Origin of the sequence: Pseudorhodobacter sp. MZDSW-24AT (genome assembly GCF_002794355.1) — a bacterium.
GTDB lineage: Bacteria > Pseudomonadota > Alphaproteobacteria > Rhodobacterales > Rhodobacteraceae > Pseudotabrizicola.
Genome location: NZ_PGOI01000011.1, coordinates 59,663 through 78,631 on the forward strand (window position 1 = coordinate 59,663; position 18,969 = coordinate 78,631).

At 67.4% G+C, this 18,969-nt stretch carries 17 protein-coding genes and 1 pseudogene; 9 read left to right on the forward strand and 9 right to left on the reverse strand.

What is annotated here, in order from left to right; translation table 11 throughout:
- Positions 1–2: 2 nt before the first annotated feature.
- On the reverse strand, positions 3–557 hold the full coding sequence (locus tag CUR21_RS15460) for a YqgE/AlgH family protein (RefSeq protein WP_100197972.1): 555 nt from the start codon (positions 555–557) through the stop codon (positions 3–5).
- 142 nt (positions 558–699) lie between these two features.
- Between CUR21_RS15460 and CUR21_RS15465 the strand changes: the two genes are divergently transcribed.
- Positions 700–1,512 (forward strand): protein-disulfide reductase DsbD domain-containing protein, encoded by an 813-nt coding sequence (locus tag CUR21_RS15465; protein ID WP_100197973.1) that lies wholly within the window; start codon positions 700–702, stop codon positions 1,510–1,512.
- Positions 1,513–1,517: 5 nt separating this feature from the next.
- Here the strand turns inward: CUR21_RS15465 and CUR21_RS15470 are convergent, their stop codons facing one another.
- The 4 genes from CUR21_RS15470 to CUR21_RS15485 form a co-directional block, all read right to left on the reverse strand.
- On the reverse strand, positions 1,518–4,868 hold the full coding sequence (locus CUR21_RS15470) for an efflux RND transporter permease subunit (RefSeq protein ID WP_100197974.1): 3,351 nt from the start codon (positions 4,866–4,868) through the stop codon (positions 1,518–1,520).
- Positions 4,869–4,871: 3 nt separating this feature from the next.
- Positions 4,872–6,326 carry an efflux RND transporter periplasmic adaptor subunit gene (locus CUR21_RS15475; protein ID WP_100197975.1) on the reverse strand — a complete coding sequence of 485 codons (1,455 nt, stop codon included), beginning with the start codon at positions 6,324–6,326 and terminating at the stop codon, positions 4,872–4,874.
- 94 nt (positions 6,327–6,420) lie between these two features.
- On the reverse strand, positions 6,421–6,963 hold the full coding sequence (moaB, locus tag CUR21_RS15480) for a molybdenum cofactor biosynthesis protein B (RefSeq protein ID WP_100197976.1): 543 nt from the start codon (positions 6,961–6,963) through the stop codon (positions 6,421–6,423).
- On the reverse strand, positions 6,960–7,790 hold the full coding sequence (locus tag CUR21_RS15485; protein ID WP_100197977.1) for a uracil-DNA glycosylase: 831 nt from the start codon (positions 7,788–7,790) through the stop codon (positions 6,960–6,962). The genes moaB and CUR21_RS15485 overlap by 4 nt, the downstream gene beginning before the upstream one ends.
- Before the next feature lie 146 nt (positions 7,791–7,936).
- On the opposite strand from CUR21_RS15485, the gene CUR21_RS15490 reads away from it, so the two are divergent.
- The 5 genes from CUR21_RS15490 to plsY are packed head-to-tail and all read left to right on the forward strand — an operon-like array spanning position 7,937 to position 11,752.
- On the forward strand, positions 7,937–8,896 hold the full coding sequence (locus CUR21_RS15490; protein WP_100197978.1) for an aspartate carbamoyltransferase catalytic subunit: 960 nt from the start codon (positions 7,937–7,939) through the stop codon (positions 8,894–8,896).
- Complete coding sequence (locus CUR21_RS15495) at positions 8,893–9,432, forward strand: hypothetical protein (protein ID WP_100197979.1); 540 nt, start codon at positions 8,893–8,895, stop codon at positions 9,430–9,432. Before CUR21_RS15490 ends, CUR21_RS15495 begins: the two co-directional genes overlap by 4 nt.
- Positions 9,429–9,839 (forward strand): hypothetical protein, encoded by a 411-nt coding sequence (locus CUR21_RS15500; protein WP_100197980.1) that lies wholly within the window; start codon positions 9,429–9,431, stop codon positions 9,837–9,839. The genes CUR21_RS15495 and CUR21_RS15500 overlap by 4 nt, the downstream gene beginning before the upstream one ends.
- 29 nt (positions 9,840–9,868) lie before the next feature.
- The gene (gene pyrC / locus CUR21_RS15505) at positions 9,869–11,146 is read left to right on the forward strand and encodes a dihydroorotase (RefSeq protein ID WP_100197992.1); all 1,278 of its coding nucleotides are present in this window, start codon (positions 9,869–9,871) and stop codon (positions 11,144–11,146) included.
- Positions 11,147–11,752 (forward strand): glycerol-3-phosphate 1-O-acyltransferase PlsY, encoded by a 606-nt coding sequence (gene plsY / locus CUR21_RS15510; protein WP_100197981.1) that lies wholly within the window; start codon positions 11,147–11,149, stop codon positions 11,750–11,752.
- 196 nt (positions 11,753–11,948) lie between these two features.
- Here plsY and CUR21_RS15515 read toward each other — a convergent pair whose 3' ends face one another.
- The 3 genes from CUR21_RS15515 to CUR21_RS15525 form a co-directional block, all read right to left on the reverse strand.
- A complete protein-coding gene (locus CUR21_RS15515; protein WP_100197982.1) occupies positions 11,949–13,295 on the reverse strand; it encodes a glutamate--cysteine ligase in 1,347 nt (448 codons plus the stop codon).
- Positions 13,296–13,432: 137 nt separating this feature from the next.
- Positions 13,433–13,984, reverse strand: a complete 552-nt coding sequence (locus tag CUR21_RS15520) for a hypothetical protein (protein ID WP_100197993.1) — start codon at positions 13,982–13,984, stop codon at positions 13,433–13,435.
- Complete coding sequence (locus tag CUR21_RS15525; RefSeq protein WP_100197983.1) at positions 13,981–14,718, reverse strand: 16S rRNA (uracil(1498)-N(3))-methyltransferase; 738 nt, start codon at positions 14,716–14,718, stop codon at positions 13,981–13,983. The genes CUR21_RS15520 and CUR21_RS15525 overlap by 4 nt, the downstream gene beginning before the upstream one ends.
- 11 nt (positions 14,719–14,729) lie before the next feature.
- Here CUR21_RS15525 and ubiA point away from each other — a divergent pair, with 11 nt between their 5' ends.
- From ubiA to CUR21_RS15540, 3 genes and pseudogenes are all read left to right on the forward strand, one after another.
- Positions 14,730–15,710 carry a 4-hydroxybenzoate octaprenyltransferase gene (gene ubiA, locus CUR21_RS15530; protein ID WP_100197984.1) on the forward strand — a complete coding sequence of 327 codons (981 nt, stop codon included), beginning with the start codon at positions 14,730–14,732 and terminating at the stop codon, positions 15,708–15,710.
- A 198-nt stretch (positions 15,711–15,908) separates the two neighbouring features.
- A complete protein-coding gene (locus CUR21_RS15535; protein ID WP_100197994.1) occupies positions 15,909–17,849 on the forward strand; it encodes an OmpA family protein in 1,941 nt (646 codons plus the stop codon).
- Positions 17,850–17,878: 29 nt separating this feature from the next.
- Positions 17,879–18,214: pseudogene (locus tag CUR21_RS15540) on the forward strand (hypothetical protein); the annotation flags it as partial.
- Positions 18,215–18,514: 300 nt separating this feature from the next.
- Here CUR21_RS15540 and CUR21_RS15545 read toward each other — a convergent pair.
- On the reverse strand, positions 18,515–18,969 hold a 455-nt coding region (locus CUR21_RS15545; protein WP_157792039.1), incomplete at its 5' end, for an alpha/beta hydrolase.

The window sequence follows — 18,969 nt, forward strand, 5'->3', positions numbered from 1 at the left end:
GCTCAGGCCCGACCCGCTGCCGCCGAAAGCGTCAGCGGGTCTATGCCCAGTGTTTTCAAAGCCTTGATCCACTTGCTTCCGTCATCGCCCGAAAACACCAGATCGGGCGGCGCCTCGGCCAGCAGCCAGTCATTGCGCCGGATCTCGGCCTCCAACTGCCCCGGCCCCCAGCCGGAATAGCCCAGCGCCAAAAGCGCCGCATCCGGCCCCTTGCCCTGCGCCAAGGCCTCCAGAATATCCAGCGTCGCCGTCATGTGGTAACCACCCGGCATTGTCATCGTGGAAGGCCCGCGCGGATAATCGGACGAATGCAGCACAAAGCCGCGCCCGCGTTCCACCGGGCCGCCGAAATGCACGCGGATATCGCGCCCCTCGGGCGCACGCGGAATGTCCAGATGGTCCAGCAAACCGGCAAAGCTCAGATCCGGCGTCGGCTTGTTGATGATCAGCCCCATCGCGCCATCAGAAGAATGCGCGCAGATCAGGATCACACTGCGGTCAAACCGCGCATCGCCCATCCCGGGCATCGCAATCAGCAATTTGCCGTCAAGATCCATGGTTTCGTCTCCCGTCGTGCCGCTTGTCCCGTCCCCCGTGTCAACATGAGCGTGATGCGCCAATGCCTCAAGGGGCAAGTGCTACAATCGCTTCCCGTCTTTGTGACTTCCCATTCAGGCCTCACCGCTTATCTTCCGGCGCATGATACGCGCCCTTGCCCTCTGCCTCGCTCTTGCCCCCGCTCTCGCCAGCCCGCTGCACGCTCAATCCGTGCGGCTGGCAGATGTGGTCGAGGGAGAATTCCGTCCGGGCTGGCAAACTGCGGCGGGCACCCATATGGCCGCGCTGCACCTGCGCTTGGCACCGAACTGGAAAACCTATTGGCGCGCCCCGGGCGACGCGGGGATTCCGCCGCACTTCAACTGGGCCGGGTCCGAGAACGTGGGCTCCGTCCGCTTTCACTGGCCCTCTCCCGAGGTGTTCCACACCAACGGCCTGAAAACCGTCGGCTACCATGACGAACTGGTGCTGCCGATCGAAATCACGCCCAAGGACCCGCGCAAACCTGTGCGCCTGCGGGCCTCGGTCGATCTGGGGGTGTGCAAGGACATCTGCATTCCCGCCACCCTGATGCTGGGCACCGCGCTGGCCGCGCCCGGACAGGCCGACACCGCGATCCATGCGGCCCTGCGCGCGCGCCCCGCGACAGGGGCCGAGGCGGGGCTGACCCGGATCACCTGCACGGTCGAGCCCATCCGCGATGGCCTGCGCATCACGGCCCGGATGGATCTGCCATCGCAAGGCCGGGACGAGGTTGTGGTGTTCGAATCCGGCCTGCCCGAAATCTGGGTCTCGGAATCGCAGGTGCGCCGCGACGGCCGCAGCCTGACCGCCATGGCCGAAATGGTGCCCCCCTCGGGCGGCCCCTTCTCGCTCAACCGCAGCGCGGTGGTGGTCACCGTCATCGGCGGCGACGGTCGCGCGGTCGAAATCCGTGGCTGCCCCGCGCCCTGACCGTTTCATCGCCGCGCCACCCGCAGCCGGGCAAGGCCATAGGCCACCAGCGTCACCGCGCCCGCCCCCAGCACAAACACCCCCAACGCCACGCCCTGTGACAGCACCGGCAGCCCCGGCAGCCCAGCGCCCAGCACCACTGGCGCCAGCGTCAGCGCAAAGAGCAGCGCCACCACCGCCCCTGTGCCCATCAGGATGCGGCGCGGCCCCCGCCGCAGCCCGCGCGACAGCGCCCGGAACCGCTTGCCCACATCCTGTTGCACCGCCATCAGCGCCGGCACCAGAATTAGCACCAGCAGCATCCCGAAGGCCAGCCCGTAAACCAGCGTCACCACCGTGGGTTTCAGGAACTCCGCCTGTGAACTGCGCTCGAACAAGAGCGGTGACAGGCCGAAAACGGTGGTCATCGTGGTCAGCAGCACCGCGCGGAACCGGTCGGCCACCCCGTCGATGATCGCCGGGATCAACCCGCGCTTTTCGGCATATTCATCAATGGTCGACACCAGAACGATGGAATCATTGATGATGATGCCCGACATGCCGATCAGCCCGACGATCGAGAACATCGACAGTGGCACCCCCCAGTGGAAATGCCCCCACATCGCGCCAATCAGGCCAAAGGGGATCACCGACATCACCACCAAAGGCCGACTCCAGCTGGCAAAGATCCACGCAAGGCAAAGATAGATGCCCAGCAGGCACAAGATCGCCGCCGTGCCCGCATCGCCCAGAAATTCGTTCTGCTGCGCGACCAAGCCGCCCTGACGGCTTTCCACACCGAATTGCGCCTCGATCTCGGGCAGAATGGTCTCGCGGATCGTTGCCTGAATCTCGGCAGCCCGCGCCGGATCATCCTCGGCCAGATCGCCCGAGACGGAAACCACCCGCAAGCCGTTCTCGCGCCGGATGGTGGAAAACCCCGCCTGCTGCTCCACCGTCACGATATCGGCCAAAGGCACATAGGCCCCGGTGCTGGTGCGCATCAGCGTGGCATCCAGAAAATCCGCCGTCAGCTCATGGCGCGGGAGTTCCAGCCGGATGGCCACCGATCTTGGCCCTTCGGGATAGGTCGCGGCCTCAATCCCGTTCAGCCGGTCACGCAAACTGCGGCCCAGTTCATCAATCGCAAAGCCCAAGGACTGGCCCAAGGGCGTCAGGTTCAGGACCAGTTCTTCTTTGTCATAGGCGAGCGAATCCTCCAGTGCCGACACTTCCGGATAGATCGCCAGCCGCGCCTTCAAGGCCTCGGCCGCCGCCTTCAGCCCGCTGGCCTCTGCGCCATACAGATCAATCGCCAGCGCATCGCCGCCCGGTCCAAAGCGCCCGCCCCGGAACGACAGCTCTTCCATCAACGGATGCCCGCGCACCTCTTCCTGCAAGGCGCTGACAAACACATTGCTGGAATAAGGCCGCGCATCGGGATTGATCAGCTCGATCGAGATGCTGCCCAGCAAATCGGCGTCTTTGCCTTCGGCACTGGCCAGCCCGCGCCCGCCCGATCCGCCGATCTCGGCCATGGCAAAGCTGATCGGGTTCACGCCATGCTCCGCCTCGAACCGCGCGCCCACCACTTCGGCGGCGCGCTGCACCTCGCGCATCAAGGCCAGCGTGTCGCTGCGCTCGGCCCCCGGCAGCATCGAGAAATTGCCGGTGACCGAGGCCTGTTCCGGCGCGTTGAAAAACCGAAACGGCAGATCCCCCCGGATGAACAGCGCAGCCGATGCGGCAAACAGCGCCACCGACCCCGCCAGCACCGGATAGCGCGCCACAATCACCACGCGCATCGTCGGCTTCACCACCCGCGCGCCAAGCCACGCCATCCCCCGGTTCACCTGCCGCGATGGCCAGTCATACCATTTTTCCTGCTTTGCCTTGGCAATCGCATGCGCCATGTGGTTTGGCAAAATCAGGAAGCACTCCACCAAAGACGCCACCAGCACCGCAATCACGGTAAAGGGAATGTCGCGGATAAGGCCCCCAAAGCGCCCGCCAATCGCCACCAGCCCGAAAAAGGCGATCACCGTGGTCAGGGTCGAGGCGACCACGGGCTGCGCCATGCGCAAGGCCCCGCGCTCGGCGGCCACCACCGCCTCTTCGCCCAAGCTGCGGCCCCGGAAATCGGCATGCTCGCCCACCACGATGGCATCATCCACCACGATCCCCAGCATGATGATCAGCGCGAACAGCGAAATCATGTTCAGCGTCAGCCCGGCGGCATACATCACCGCCACCGCCGCCAGCATCGCCACCGGAATCCCCGCCGCCACCCACAGCGCCGTGCGCGCGTTCAGGAACAGGAACAGCAGGATCACCACCAGCGCCAGCCCGCTCAGCGCATTGTCCAGCAACAGATACAGCCGGTCGGTGATCTCTTCGGCGCGGGCGCGCACCAGATCCACCGTCACCCCCGGTGGCAGGCTCAGCTGCATCTCGGCCGCCACCTCCTCCACACTGGCCTGCATCCGGATGGCATCGCCTTCGGCGTTGCGGTCCACCCGAACCGTCATCGCCGGATTGTCGCCCACAAAGCTCGCCCGCCCGGCATCCGCCCCCACCGCGCGGATCGTGGCCACATCGCCCACCGTCAACGTCGTGCCATCGGGCTGGCTGCGCAGCACGACACCGGCAAGCTCGGTCGGACTGCGCCGTTCTGTCCCGGTGCGCACCCGAGCCGAGCCGTCCCCCACATTGCCCGCCGGATTGGTCTGCACCGATGCGCCAATGGCCGTGGCAATCTCGCGCAAGGTGATGTCATGCTGGATCAGCGCGACCGAAGGCACCTCGACCACCGTTTCCGGGTCTGCCAGGCCACGAATGCTGGTGCGGGTGATCCCCACCTGAAACAGGCGCCCCACGAATTCATCGGCAAAGCGCGCCAGTTGATCCACCCCCACAGGGCCGGTGATCACCACATCCGTCACCTGATCGCGCCACTGGCTGCGGCTGATCCTTGGCTCTTCGGCCTCTGCGGGCAGGTTGTTCACGCTGTTCACCGCCGACTGCACATCCTCGGTGGCCTGTGTCAGATCGGTGCCCGGCTCGAATTCCAGCACGATGCGCCCCGAGCCTTCGGCCGCCCGCGACACCGCATTCGACACGCCATCCACCGCCAGCAAGGCCGGTTCCAGCACCTGCACGATGGCGCGGTCCACATCTTCGGCCCCGGCCCCGCTCCACGTCACGGAAACCTGCACCTCGGCCACAATCACATCCGGGAAATATTGCGCGCGGATGCGCGTGCTGGCCACCAGCCCCGCCACGATCAACAGCACGAACAACAGGTTCGCCAAAGTGCGGTGGCGGGTGAAATAGGAAATCAGCCCGCCCGTGGGGCCTGCGCCTTGCCGCTTTGCCATGGCTCAGCCCCCCATCCGGCTTTCCAAGCGTGCCACCACTTGGGCGGGCACCTGATCTTGCGCCAGTTGCTCGAGCATCCGCGCCTTGGCCGCGTCGGGCATCCGGCTGTTGGCCTCCACCAGCGCGATCAATGCCGCCCGCCGCTCTGGCGTCAGCTGAACCGTCTCGGGGGCGGCCGCAGCGGTGCCGCCTTGGCGGATCGGGTTGATGCGGATGCCCGCCCCCAGCAAAGGCGAACGTTCCAGCACCGCCTCGCGTCCCGCAATGCTGCGCACATCCACGATCACATCATCGCCCTGCCGCCGCAGCACTGGCACCCTCTGCGCTTCCAGCCGGTCCTCTTCGCCCAAAAGCAGGATGCCGCCTGCGCTGTCCACCGCTGTGGCGGGCAACAGCGCCACACCGGAAAGCTGCGGCTCGGAAATCGCCACCGTCACGAAATCGCCGGGGCGAAACCCGCGCGCGCCATCCAGCGAGGCATAGATCACCCGCCCCGTGGCCCCTTCGCCCACCGCCGCGCCCACGCGCTCCACCCGGCCTTGCGCCGCGATCTCGGCCCCCAGCACATCCAGCGACACCGTCACCGGGGCCGCAATCAGGCTGCCCTCGGCATCCACCAGCCGCGCGAATTGCGCGGTCGACAGCCGGAACGACACTTCCAGCCGCTCGGGGTCGATCACCTCTGCCAGCCGCTCATTGGCCCCGACAAGCCCGCCCGCCACCACGGCAACACCGTTCAGCCGTCCGCTGAAACTTGCCCGGATCACGGTGTCTGCCAAAGCACGCTCGGCCTCGGCCAAGGCAATCCCGGCGCGGGCCGCGCTGGATGCCGCCTGATCCACCCGCGCCTCGGCCTGCGCCAGCGCGGACCGCCGCGACAGCACCGCCTGCTCCGCCGACGACAGCGCCAGCGCCGCGGTCTCCACCGCGGCGGGCGAACCCACGCCGCGCCCTTGCAAATCTTGCTGACGCGTCAGCGCCTGCCCGCGCAACTCGGCCTGCGCTTGCGCCGCTGCCAGATCATCGCGGGCCAGCGTCAAGCCGCGCGCCGCGTCGCGCACCTCGGCTTCCGCCTCGCGCAGGCCCGCCTGCGCCAGATCGCGCGCCGATGTGGCATCGGCCGGGTCCAGCCGCAGCAGCACCTGCCCTTCGGTCACACTCGCGCCGTCTTCCACCCCTTCGGCAATCTCCAGCACACGGCCACCGCGCGGGGCGCGCAGTTCCAGCGTGCGGCGCGACCGGATCTCGCCAAAGGCCACCGTCTGCGGCACCAGATCGCCCGGCACCACCGTCACCACATTGGCCGTGAACACCCGCTCCCGCGCGGGTTGGCCCGGACGTTCCGTTGACAGGCGCTCGGCCACGGCCCCGGCAATCAGGCTGGCGGCCAGCGCCAGCAACCCAAGGGAAACGGCAGCCAAAAACAGGCCGGTCAAGGATCGTGCCAGAAATCGCATACAGGCTCCGCTTCAACGCATGGACCAACAGTAATGCGCGCCGAACCACCGTCCAGCCACAAGCCTGTTACGCCCGCCGCGCGCGCTTCCGTCGCTATTTCCGGCGCAGATGTTCGTCGAGACGCGGAAAAATCTCGACAAAATTGCAAGGCCGGTGCCGGACATCCAGTTGCCAGCGCAGGATCTCATCCCAAGCATCGCGGCAGGCCCCGGGGCTTCCGGGCAGCGCAAACAGATAGGTGCCGCCTGCCACCCCGCCGCAGGCGCGGCTTTGCACCGCCGAGGTGCCGATCTTCTGCATCGAGACCATGGTGAACACCGTCCCGAAGGCCTCGATTTCCTTTTCGTAGACGTCCCGATGCGCCTCGACCGTCACATCGCGCCCCGTAAGCCCGGTGCCTCCGGTGGTCAGGATCACATCCACCGCCGGATCAGCGATCCAGACGCGCAGCTGATCGGCGATCCGCGCCCGGTCATCGGTCACGATGCCGCGCGCGGCCAGCACATGGCCTGCGCCCGTCAACCGCTCCACCAAAGTGTCGCCCGACCGGTCATCAGCCAGCGTGCGCGTGTCGCTCACCGTCAGCACCGCGATCTGCACCGGAATGAAGGCTTTCGTTTCGTCGATCCGGCTCATTGTGCCAACCGCGCCTCCAGCGCCAAAAGATCTGCCCAAGCCTCACGTTTGGCAATCGGCGTGCGCAACAGCGTGTCAGGGTGCAGCATCGGCAGCAAGGGGCGGCCCAGCACCTCCATCCACCGACCGCGCAACCGCGCCACTCCGCGCGTGCCGGTCAGGCCAAACAGCGCTGCATTGCCCATTGCCACCACAACATCCGGCGCGGCCAGTTCGATGTGGCGCATCAGAAACGGACGCATCATCGCAATGTCATCCGGCGAAGGCTCGCCATTGCCCAGACAGCGCCACGGCAAAACCCCGGTCAGGTAGACGGCATCGCCGGGCAAGGCCGCCGCGCGCGACAGGTTGATCGCCTCGAACATCTCGTCCAGCAACTGCCCCGCGCGCCCCGAAAACGGCCGCCCTTCGCGGTCCTCCTCGGGTCCCGGCGCTTCGCCCACGATCATCACCCGCGCCCCGGCCAGCCCATCGGCAAACACCAGATTGCGCGCCCCGCGTTTGATCTCGCAATGCTCAAAGGCCGCCATTGCGGCGCCCAACTCCTTGAGCGTGGTCACCCGCGCCGCCGCCTGCGCGGCTTCGGCCACCGGGTCCACCTTTGGCGCATCCGGCACCGCCACCGGCGGCGCCGGCCGCTTTGCCGCCTCGGCCACGGGCCGCGCGGCGGCCGCCACCGGCACAGGCACCGGCTTGATCGCCTCGGGCAGATCATAGCGGTTCACCGGGTCATCCAGCAGCCAATCCTCGGCCCCCAGCTCGTATTGCCAGAGCAGCGCCGCCTGCGCCGCGTGCCAATCCGACAAAATGTGCTGTGCGATTCCCATGCTGCGAAAGGTAGGCCCCTGCCCCCGCCCCCGCAACCCTTACCCCGCAACCCTTGGCCGGAACGCACACCGCACAGCGTCGCTTGCCCATCGCGCCCCCCTTTGGCATAAGGCACCCCAACCCCCAGCGCAAAGGAGCCCGCCCCATGTTTCGCGCCCGCCATCTGCTGGGGATCGAACACCTCTCCCCGCAAGAAATCCTCGCCGTCCTCGATCTGGCCGATCGCTACGTCGATCTGAACCGCCGCACGGTCAAGCAGTCCGACGCGCTCGCGGGGATGACGCAAATCAACATGTTCTTCGAAAACTCCACCCGCACGCAGGCCAGTTTTGAACTGGCAGGCAAGCGGCTGGGGGCCGATGTGATGAACATGTCCGTCGCGCAATCCTCGGTGAAAAAGGGCGAAACCCTGATCGACACCGCCATGACGCTGAACGCCATGCACCCCGATCTTCTGGTGGTGCGGCACGGCTCGTCAGGCGCGGTCAACCTTCTGGCGTCAAAGGTGAATTGCGCCGTTCTGAATGCGGGCGACGGGCGGCACGAACACCCGACCCAAGCGCTTCTGGACGCGCTGACCATCCGCCGCGCCAAGGGCCGCATCCAGCGCCTCACGGTGGCCATCTGCGGCGACATCGCGCACAGCCGGGTCGCGCGGTCGAACCTGATCCTCTTGGGCAAGATGGAAAACCGCATCCGCCTGATCGCGCCCCCCACCCTGATGCCCTCCGGCGTGGGCGAATTCGGCTGCGAACTCTTTGACGACATGCGCAAAGGCCTTGAAGGCGCCGATGTGGTGATGATGCTGCGCCTGCAACGCGAACGGATGGACGGCGGCTTCATCCCGTCGGAACGCGAATATTACCACCGCTACGGGCTGGATGCCGACAAGCTCGGCCACGCCAAGCCCGATGCCATCGTGATGCATCCCGGCCCGATGAACCGCGGGGTAGAGATCGACGGCGAGCTGGCCGATGACATCAACCGCAGCGTCATTCAGGAACAGGTGGAAATGGGCGTCGCCGTCCGCATGGCTTGCATGGACCTGCTGGCCCGCAACCTGCGCGCCGACCGCGGCGCCCGCGCCGCCGGGGTGATGGCATGACCGACCGGCTCGCCATCCCGCTTGGCCCCGACCGCGTGCTCTGGGTCTTTGCCGTCGATCTGCCCGAAACCGGCGCGCGCCATCTCCTGCAAGCCGGGCTGGACAAGGCGCTTGGCGTCACCCCGGTGGACACCACCAAGGTCGAGCTGATCGACAGCGAAGCCTTTGTCGAATACGGCCTCGCCCGCTATCTCGCCGAAGGTCAGGGCATGGACGAAGCCGGGCTCGCCCCCGACACCGCGCGCCTCGATGCCTTGCGCGGCCCCGTGCTTTTGGTCCACCGCGCCGCTTTGCCCCAAGGCCTTGGGGCTCCGGGCCATCTTTCGCCCCAAGCGCCCCTGCGCCTGATCGGCCGCTACAGCGAACTGCCGCCGCCCCCGCCCATGGCGATGACAGGCTATGACGCCGCCGCCGACACCATCGTGGTGCCCGGCAAGAAAGCCCCGTCCGAGGCCGCGATGTCAGGCCGCGTTGCCATGGTGGTGCTGATCCTGCTTGCGATCTTTGTCACGCTCTTTGTCTGGGGGGCCGGATGACCGCGCCGCTCCTGATCGAAGGCGAATCCCTGCGCGCCACCTTTACCCCCGACCGCGCCACCTATTGGCGGGCCCATGTGATCATGGCTGTGGTGCTGGGCGCGGCGGTGGGGCTGTTCCTTCTGTGGCAAGGCAACCCTTACCCGATCATGGGGCCGATCGGGGCCGCGCTCGCGATTGCGGCGCGCGCCGCCTATGTCGCCTCCGAGGCGCTGGGCGACCTGTGGTATCTCACCTCGCAGCGCCTGATCGGCCCGCGCGGGCTGGTGCTGCCCCTGTCCCAGATCGCCTCGGCCCGCCCGCTGCTGGGCGCGGTGCAGATCACCACCACCCGCGGCGAGCGCCACCTGATCAAATATCTCGCCGATCCCGCCGCCGATGCCGCGCGCCTGATGCAGGCCCGCTGATGCCCCTTTCCTTGCACAAAGGCCCCGCGATGACCCTGTTTCTGGAAAACGCCCGCATCATCGACCCCGAGGGCGACAGCATCCTCACGGGCAATGTGATCGTCGACGCGGGGCAGATCGCCGCCATCGGCGCGGCCTCGGCGCCCAAAGGCGCGCAGGTGATCGATTGCGGCGGCGCCTGCCTTGCCCCCGGGATCATCGACTGGGGCGTCAAGATCGGCGAGCCGGGCGAGCGTCACAAGGAATCCTTCCGCTCCGCCGGACTGGCGGCGGCGGCAGGCGGCGTCACCACCGTGATCGCCCGCCCCGACACCACCCCCGCCATCGACACGCCCGAAGTGCTGGAATTCGTCACCCGCCGCGCAGCCGAAGCCTCGCCGGTGCGCATCCGCCACATGGCCGCGCTCACCAAAGGCCGCGACGGGCGCGAGATGACCGAGATCGGCTTTCTGCTGGATGCCGGCGCCATCGCCTTTACCGATGCCGCCCGCGTCACCACCGACACCAAGGTGCTGAGCCGCGCGCTGACCTATGCCCGGAGCTTGGGCGCGCTGGTGATCGGCCACCCGCAGGAACCGGGCCTCTCCAAAGGCGCCGCCGCCACCGGGGGCAAATTCGCCTCGCTGCGCGGCATTCCGGCGGTGCACCCGATGGCCGAACGCATCGGGCTTGACCGCGACCTTGGCCTGATCGAGATGACCGGCGCGCGCTACCACGCCGACCAGATCACCACCGCCCGCAGCCTGCCCGCGCTGGAACGCGCCAAGGCAAACGGGCTGGATGTCACCGCAGGCGTCTCGATCCACCATCTGACGCTCAATGAATTCGACGTGGGCGATTACCGCACCTTCTTCAAGCTCAGCCCGCCCTTGCGCTCCGAAGACGACCGGCTCGCGATGATCGAAGCGGTGGCCAGTGGGCTGATCGACGTGATCGGCAGCTTTCACACCCCGGCCGATGAGGAATCCAAACGCCTGCCGTTCGAGGATGCCGCCTCGGGCGCGGTCGGGCTGCAAACCCTGCTCCCCGCCGCGCTGCGCCTGCTGCACGCGGGCCAGCTCACCTTGCCGCAACTCTTCCGCGCGCTGTCCTTCAACCCCGCGCAGCGGCTTGGCCTGCCCCAAGGCCGCATGGCCGAAGGCGCGCCCGCTGACCTTGTGCTGTTCAACCCCGACACGCCCTTCGTGCTGGATCGCTTCACGCTCCAGTCGAAGTCGAAGAACACGCCCTTTGACGGGGCACGGATGGAAGGTAAGGTGCTCGCCACCTTTGTCGCCGGTCAACAGGTCTACGGAGCCGCCTCGTAAATGCCCGAACTCACCTCTGCGCCTCTGCTTTTGCTGCTGACGGCAGCCCTGTCCTATCTTCTGGGATCGATTCCCTTCGGCGTCGTGATCACCCGCGGCTTGGGCCTCGGCGATCTGCGCAGCATCGGGTCGGGCAATATCGGGGCCACCAATGTGCTGCGCACCGGCAACAAACCCGCCGCGCTCGCCACCTTGCTGCTCGATGCGGGCAAGGGCGGCATCGCCGTGCTGATCGCCCGCGCTCTCGTGGGGCCGGATGCAGCACAGGTGGCGGCCCTGTTTTCCTTCCTCGGCCACCTGTTTCCGGTCTGGCTGGGGTTCAAGGGCGGCAAGGGCGTGGCGACCTTCCTCGGCACCCTGCTTGCCCTCGCTTGGCCCGTGGGCCTTGCCGCCTGCGCCACGTGGGCGGCCACCGCCGCGCTGAGCCGCATCTCCTCGCTCTCGGCACTGGTCGCCGTCGCGCTCACCCCGATCTGGCTTGTGCTGTTCGGCTATCCCCAGATGACGCTGCTCTCCCTCGCCTTGGGCGCCTTGGTCTTCGCCCGCCACAGCAGCAACATCGCGCGCCTGCTGCGTGGCCAAGAGCCAAAGATCGGCAAGAAGTAACGCCCCATCTTCACAGATCTGATCCAGCAGAGCGGCTGCGCCGCAAGACTTTGCCTCGTCGCGCGGCTGCGCCGCGTCTCCTCAGGCGCGCTCCGCGCGGGAGTATTTGGAAAAGGTGCAAAGCAAACGGGGCTTGGTTTGCACCTTTCTCAAATACTCCGGGGGGGCGCGGAACGCGCGGGGGGCAGCGCCCCCCTCAGAGGCTGGCCGCTTCATAGATCGGGCTCAGATCGCGCTGCCACTCGGTTTCATACAGCCGCAGCCAGCGGTCGGCCTGCACTTCCCCGCTGGCCAGCGACGCCGCCAGCGGGGCGAGGTAGCTTTCCTCGCCCAAGCCCCGCGCCTTGAGGCCCGCGCGCGACAGGTCCACCGCCGCGCGGGCCAAGGCCTCCAGCCGCAGACCATTGACCTCACCCTTCAGCGCCGAGACCGAGGCCGCCACCCGCAGCGCCTCTCGCGTTTGCGCGTCAAAGCCCTTGACCAGATCCCAAGCCGCGTCCAGCGCGCCCTGATCATACATCAACCCCACCCAGAAGGCAGGCAGCGCGTTGATATGGGCTTCATCCCCACAATCGGCGCCGCGCATCTCGATGTATTTCTTCACCCGCGCCTCGGGGAAGACCGTCGTCATATGGTCTGCCCAATCCGACAGGGTGGGCTTCTCCCCCGGCAGCGCCGGCAGCTCTCCCTTCAGAAAATCCCGGAACGACTGGCCCAGCGCATTGATATATCGGCCGTCGCGGTAGACGAAATACATCGGCACATCCAGCACCCAGTCCACATAGGCCTGAAAGCCGAAGTCCCCGTCAAAGGCAAAGGGCAGCATCCCCGTCCGGCTGTCATCCAACCCGCGCCAGATCCGGCTGCGCCAGCTGCGGTGGCCATTGGGGCCACCGTCAAAGAACGGGCTCGACGCGAACAACGCCGTCGCCACCGGCTGCAAGGCAATCGCCACCCGCAGCTTCTTGACCATATCCGCCTCGGAGGCGTAGTCGAGATTCACCTGCACCGTCGAGGTGCGATACATCATCTGCGTGCCATGGGTGCCGACGCGCCCCATGTAATCGGTCATCAGCCGGTAGCGCCCTTTCGGCATCACCGGCATCTGCGCATGGCTCCATTCCGGCGCGGCGCCGATGCCCATGAAGCGCACGCCCATCGGCTCTGCCAGTGTGCGCACCTCCTCAAGGTGCTGGCGCAGCTCGGCCGCCGTGGCGTGCATGTCGGCCATCATCGCCCCCGACAGCTCGAACTGCCCGCCCGGTTCCAGGCTGATATTGGCGCCATTGCGCTGAAGGCCGATCACATTGCCCCCTTCGCGCACCGGGGCCCAGCCAAAACGCGCCTGCAACCCTTCGAACAAGGCCGAGATCGACCGCTCCCCCGCATAGGGCAGCGGCATCCGGCTGTCGGTCAGCCAACCGAACTTTTCATGCTCGGTCCCGATGGTCCAAGCCGATTTGGGCTTGCAGCCTTGCTCCATCAGCCCGGCCAGCTGGTCAAAGCTTTCGATCACACCGCCGCCGGATTGTGGAATGGACATGGTTTCGGGCTCCGGCTTGGATCAAGGATGTGGGCGCTACAGGTGTCTTGCGGCACAGGCCAAGTCAAGATGGCGCGATGCAGCCACGGGCTCATATCACAAAAGGTTATCGATCCCGCCGCTGTCGGAGGCCGCACTCAGCCGTCAGACCCGGTCACCACGCCCCTTCCGGCACGGCGCCAGATCACCCGGTTTTCGCCCCCCGCCATCAGCGCCCGGCTGTCACTGCCCGGAACCGGCGCCAGCGCCGCCACCAGCGCGGCGCTCGACAGGCCCGGAAGGCTGGAAAAGGCATCGAACAGCGCCTCTGCCCCCGCCGCCTCCACCGGAATCAGCAGCGCCTGCCCATCGGCCTGTTTCAGCCGCCACAAGCGCCGCCCGCGCAGCGAGATCAGCCGGAGTTCCACCAGATCGCGCAGGCTGACAAAGCCGCCGACCTGCGGCCCCATATAGCTGATCTGGCCTTCATCCAGCTGCACCACACCCGGCGCCGCGCCCGCTGTCACAAACTGCAACCGTCGCCAGGCCAGAACGCCCAAGGCAAGCCCGGCCAAGGCCACCGTCGCGCCCAGAGGCAGCAGCAGATAGCCGCCCAAGCGCATCAACCACAGGCCCAGCGCCAGCACCGCCATGCCGACGCCCACCTCGCGCCAGCGCCACAGGGCCGCCTGCGCCTCGGGCCGGATCACCGCCAATCTCCTGCCGCCGCCTGCCAAAGTGCCACCGCCGCCACCACGGCCGTCTCGGCGCGCAGGATACGCGGGCCAAGGCTGATCGGCCGCACATAGGGCAAGCTGCGCAGCAGCGCCTTTTCCTCTTCGGAAAAGCCGCCTTCCGGCCCCACCAAGATCGCCGCAGGCGCGCCGGTGATGTCTGTCAGAGCCGAAGACTCCCGCGTGCCGGACTGGCCCGCCAGCGCCTCATCCGCCCAGATCAGCGCCCTCCCCTCGGGCCAGCCCTTCAGCACCTGTGCCAACGGCTGCACCTCGCACAGCTCCGGCACCACGGTTGCGCCGCATTGCTCGGCCGCTTCCACCACATGCGCCAGATGCTTGTCGTGCCGCCATCGCTCGGATTGGGTAAAGCGGGTGCTGACCGGCATCAGCCGCGCAACCCCCAGTTCGACCGCCTTTTCCACGATGAAATGCGTGCGTTCCTTGCGGACGGGCGAAAACAGCAGCCACACATCCGGCAAAGGTTGCAGGGCGCGGGTCTGCGCCGCGCAGATCAATGCCCCGCGCCGTTTGCCCGCATCGGCCACATGCGCCAGCCATTCGCCATCGCGGCCGTTGAACAGCAGCACCGGCGCGCCCACCGCCAGCCGCATGACGGCGAACAGATAGTTCGCCTGCTCGGGGCCGACCGCCACGGCTTGCCCCGTGCCCAAGGGCTGTTCTACATAGAGTCTGACCTTCGCTTCCATAGGCCCAAGCTATGACCCAATTCCCGGAAACGCCAGAGGCCGCAAAGGCACAGGTTGCGGGCATGGTGGCCGATGCACCGGCGGACAATTGGGTTGACCGTTTCGCCCCGCCGCGCAGCCGCCCCTATCTGCGGCTCAGCCGCGCCGATCGGCCGATCGGCACTTGGCTTTTGCTGATTCCCTGCCTTTGGGGAATCGCGCTGGCCGCCGCGGTCGACAGCTTCCGCCTCTGGGATCTCTGGCTCGTCGTCAGTTGCGGCCTTGGGGCCTTCCTCATGCGGGGGGCAGGCTGCACCTGGAATGACATCACCGACCGCGATTTTGATGCTCAAGTGGCCCGGACCCGGTCACGCCCGATTCCCTCGGGTCAGGTCTCGGTGCGCCAAGCGCTTGTCTGGATGGCGGTGCAGGCCGGATTCGCCGCCCTGATCCTGTTCAGCTACAACGGTCTGGCCATCGCCCTCGGGATCGCCTCGCTGGCGCTGGTGGCCATCTACCCTTTTGCCAAGCGCTTCACCTGGTGGCCGCAGATGTTTCTGGGCCTTGCCTTCAACTGGGGCGCGGTGCTGGCTTGGGCCGCCCATGCGGGCAGCGTTCCGCCCGCCGCCCTCGCGCTTTACGCGGCGGGCATCACCTGGACGCTGTTTTATGACACCATCTATGCCCATCAGGACCGCGAGGATGATGCGCTGATCGGGGTGAAATCCACCGCCCGTCTCTTTGGCACCCATACCGGGTGGTGGCTCAAGCTGTTCTTGCTGGCCACGGTCGCATTGATGGGTCTGGCGGTGCTGCTGGCCTTGCTGCCCGCGCGCGATCCCTTGCAACTGGTGGTGGCGCTGGCCGGGGTCTGGGCCTTTGGCTGGCACATGGTGCGACAAATGGCGCGGCTGAATGTCGACGATCCTGCCTCCTGCCTTGCGGAATTCCGCTCAAACCGCGATGCAGGGCTGATCGCTGCGCTGTTTCTTGCCGCCGCCGCCGCGCTCTGATTGATCCCGCGCCCCCGCGCTTCTAAAGACAGGCGAGGTGCTGGGCCGCCCCACCGGGCTGCGCGCGCCTTCTTGCCGTTCCGCCGCCCTCGCCTTCACCTGCGGGGCCCCTGACAGGACATTGCCTTGCCCAAGCGCCTGCTCACGCTCACCACCCAGTTCAGCGCCAAGGCGCGGGACCGCATCGGAAACGGGCACCTGCCGCATGGTGTCATCGCGCTGGGCGCGGTCACCGGGGCGGGGGCCGTGGCAGCCCTTGCCGCTTGGGCCTCGGCGGTGGTGATCGAACAACGCACCGAACAGGCCGTCACCTCGCGCCTGCTCGACGCCGGAATCACCTGGGCCACCGCCGAAGCGGATGGCCTCCAGCTTCACCTCACCGGCACCGCCCCGAACGAGGCCGCGCGCTTCCGCGCCGTCAACCTGGCGGGCACCGTCATCCAGTCGTCGCGCGTGCGCGACATGCTGGATGTGACCCCGGTCAAGGCGATCGAGGCTCCGAAATTCTCGGTCGAGATGCTGCGCAACGACGATGGCATCCAGCTCATCGGCCTGCTGCCCACCAGCGATTCCGCCGAAGCCCTGCTGGCCGAGGCGCAGTCCTTGCGCAGCGATGGCCAGATCTCCGACATGCTGGAAACCGCCGCCTACCCCGCCCCCGAAGGCTGGGACGACGCCTTTTCCTTCGGGATGGAGGCGATCCGCCTTTTGCCCCGCTCCAAGGTGTCCGTCTCGGCGGACCGGGTGCAGATTACCGCCATCGCCACCAGCGCCGAAGAACAACGCCGCCTGACCAATGACCTGAACGCCGCCAAACCCGAAGGCCTTCAGGTCGCCATCGAGATTTCCGCCCCGCGCCCCGTGCTCACCCCGTTCACCCTGCGCTTCGTGATGGATGACCAAGGCGCCCGTTTCGATGCCTGCTCCGCCGATACCGAGCGCGCGCGCAACCGCATTCTGGCCGCAGGCACCGCTGCCGGAATCGAAGGGCGGCCCAACTGCGTCGTCGGTCTGGGCGTCCCCAGCGCCAGCTGGGCCGATGCGGTGATCACCGCGATCGAGGCGGTCAAGACACTCGGCGCCGGAACCGTCACCTTCTCTGATGCCGATGTCTCGCTGGTGGCCGCCGCCAGCGTCTCGCAAGCCGATTTCGACCGCGTGGTGGGCGAACTCGACTCGGCGCTGCCCGATGTCTTCTCGCTCAGCGCCGTCCTCGAACGCTCTTCCGACAGCGCCCTTGGCCCCGCCGAATTCACGGCCAGCCTCTCTTCCGTGGGCCGGGTCGAACTGCGCGGCCGCGTCACCGATGAACTGTTGCGCGATGCCGTCTCCAGCTATGCCCAAGCCCGCTTTGGCGTCGGCAAGGTCTACAGTGCCACCCGCATCGACGATGATCTGCCCGATGGCTGGCCCGTGCGCGTGCTGGCCGGGCTGGAATCACTGGGCGAACTTGCCGAAGGCCGCCTCGTCGTCCGCGCCGACACGGTCGAGGTCGAAGGCGTCACCGGTTCGCAGAACGCCCGTGGCCGCATCTCGCAGGTGCTGTCCGACAAGCTTGGCCCCGGCCAGACCTTCAAGGTCTCGGTGCGCTATGATGAAAAGCTCGATCCCCTCGCCGCCCTGCCCACCCCGCAGGAATGCGCCGCAGGCGTCACCCGCGTGCTCTCGTCCCGCAAGATCACCTTCCCCCCCGGTTCGGCGGAAATCGATGGCCAGACCGTCGGCATCATGGATGCCTTGGCCGAGGTGCTGGCCGAATGCCCCGCCGTGCGCATGGAAATCGCCGGCTACACCGACAGCCAAGGCTCTGACAGCGGCAACCTCGCCCTCAGCCAAGCCCGCGCCGAAGCCGTCCTGCTCGCCTTGCAAGGCCGTGGCATCGAGGTCAGCGCCCTGACCGCCAAAGGCTATGGCGAGGCCGACCCGATTGCCGACAATGCCACCGAAGCCGGGCGCGAAGCCAACCGCCGCATCGAGTTCAATCTTCTCGACCAGCCCCAGCAGGCGGCGGCCCAAGGCTCTGCCACCGCCGCCCCGGCAACGGCAGAGGCCGCCGCGCTCTCCGACGATGACAGCCCTTCGGTCGCGCCCACAGAAAAGACCCGCCGCCCCCTTGCGCGCCCGGCGCGTGACGGCTAGGCCAAGGCGTCCGGCAGACCCATGAACGAAAGCGCATGAACCGCACCGAATTCATCATCGTCACCGCAATCATCCTGATGGCCGCTTTCGCCATGGGATGGTTCGCGCATTGGGTCATGCACCGCTTTGCCCGCGTCGCCGGGGGCGACATGGGGGAAATGGACCGGCTGTCCACCATGCTGCACGAGGCCGAGGAAACCCGCGATCAGGCGATCATCTACCTCGAACAGCGCGAAGCCGAGTTGATGAACCAGATCGCCCAGACCGAGGCCGAATTGCGCGCGGCCATGGGCGGCCTGCGCGATGCCCGGCAAGAGGCCGAGGAAATGCGCGCCTATATCGATCGCATGCACGCCAATTCCTGATCTGGTCTTCCATAGCTGCCCCCGTCCCGCCCCGCTTTCCCCAAGGTCAAACCGCGTCACACTCCGGACAGACCAAGCCAGAGCCTCTCACGCGTGCCGTCCTCGCCTTGCTCTCCCTTTGCGCCCTGCCCTTCGCGGCTCTCGCGGATGAAGTCCGCGACACGCTGCAATCCGCGCGCGCGGCCTAGGCGCGCGGCGATCTCAAGACCACCAGCTTAGAGTTGGCCTTGGCCTCCGGCGCGCGCGCGCACGCCGCCTTCGACAGCGCGCCCTGACGCGCACTCCCCGACGCGGGGCGGCTTACAGCCCGTCCAGACAGGCCCGCATCAGTGCACTGTCCGGGTCGGTCAAGCCGTCGATGATGTCAAAATGGTGCCGCCCCGCTTCCACCGTCCACGGGCAGGCCCATGCCTCCGACAGCAGCCGCGCCTGCCACAAGAAAGCAGGCCGCTCTTGCCCGCCCACCCAGACATGGCACCCCACCCCGGCGCGGGGCCGCACCAGCGCCGGGCTCTCTGAAAGCGCCTCTTCAGGATCGATCCGCAGCGTGGCGTTCATCTCGGTCTCGCGCAACGGGCGCAGATCCGCCAAGGGCGAAATCGGCACCACCCGCGCCACCTCCGGCCCGCCCGCGCAGGCCATCCGTGCCGCCAGATGCCCGCCCGCCGAATGCCCGGTCACCACCACCGGCCCCGGCACCTGCGCCGCCGCCGCCCGCACCGCCGCCGCCGCCTCGCCGCTGATCTCGGCCAGCC

Coding starts and splice junctions, on each gene's coding strand:
- CUR21_RS15500 (WP_100197980.1), top strand. CDS start 9,429: ATGACCGCGCCGCTCCTGATCGAAGGCGAATCCCTGCGCGCCACCTTT.
- CUR21_RS15525 (WP_100197983.1), bottom strand. CDS start 14,718: ATGGAAGCGAAGGTCAGACTCTATGTAGAACAGCCCTTGGGCACGGGG.
- CUR21_RS15475 (WP_100197975.1), bottom strand. CDS start 6,326: ATGCGATTTCTGGCACGATCCTTGACCGGCCTGTTTTTGGCTGCCGTT.
- pyrC (WP_100197992.1), top strand. CDS start 9,869: ATGACCCTGTTTCTGGAAAACGCCCGCATCATCGACCCCGAGGGCGAC.
- plsY (WP_100197981.1), top strand. CDS start 11,147: ATGCCCGAACTCACCTCTGCGCCTCTGCTTTTGCTGCTGACGGCAGCC.
- CUR21_RS15485 (WP_100197977.1), bottom strand. CDS start 7,790: ATGGGAATCGCACAGCACATTTTGTCGGATTGGCACGCGGCGCAGGCG.
- CUR21_RS15465 (WP_100197973.1), top strand. CDS start 700: ATGATACGCGCCCTTGCCCTCTGCCTCGCTCTTGCCCCCGCTCTCGCC.
- CUR21_RS15460 (WP_100197972.1), bottom strand. CDS start 557: ATGGATCTTGACGGCAAATTGCTGATTGCGATGCCCGGGATGGGCGAT.
- moaB (WP_100197976.1), bottom strand. CDS start 6,963: ATGAGCCGGATCGACGAAACGAAAGCCTTCATTCCGGTGCAGATCGCG.
- CUR21_RS15470 (WP_100197974.1), bottom strand. CDS start 4,868: ATGGCAAAGCGGCAAGGCGCAGGCCCCACGGGCGGGCTGATTTCCTAT.
- CUR21_RS15495 (WP_100197979.1), top strand. CDS start 8,893: ATGACCGACCGGCTCGCCATCCCGCTTGGCCCCGACCGCGTGCTCTGG.
- CUR21_RS15515 (WP_100197982.1), bottom strand. CDS start 13,295: ATGTCCATTCCACAATCCGGCGGCGGTGTGATCGAAAGCTTTGACCAG.
- ubiA (WP_100197984.1), top strand. CDS start 14,730: ATGACCCAATTCCCGGAAACGCCAGAGGCCGCAAAGGCACAGGTTGCG.
- CUR21_RS15490 (WP_100197978.1), top strand. CDS start 7,937: ATGTTTCGCGCCCGCCATCTGCTGGGGATCGAACACCTCTCCCCGCAA.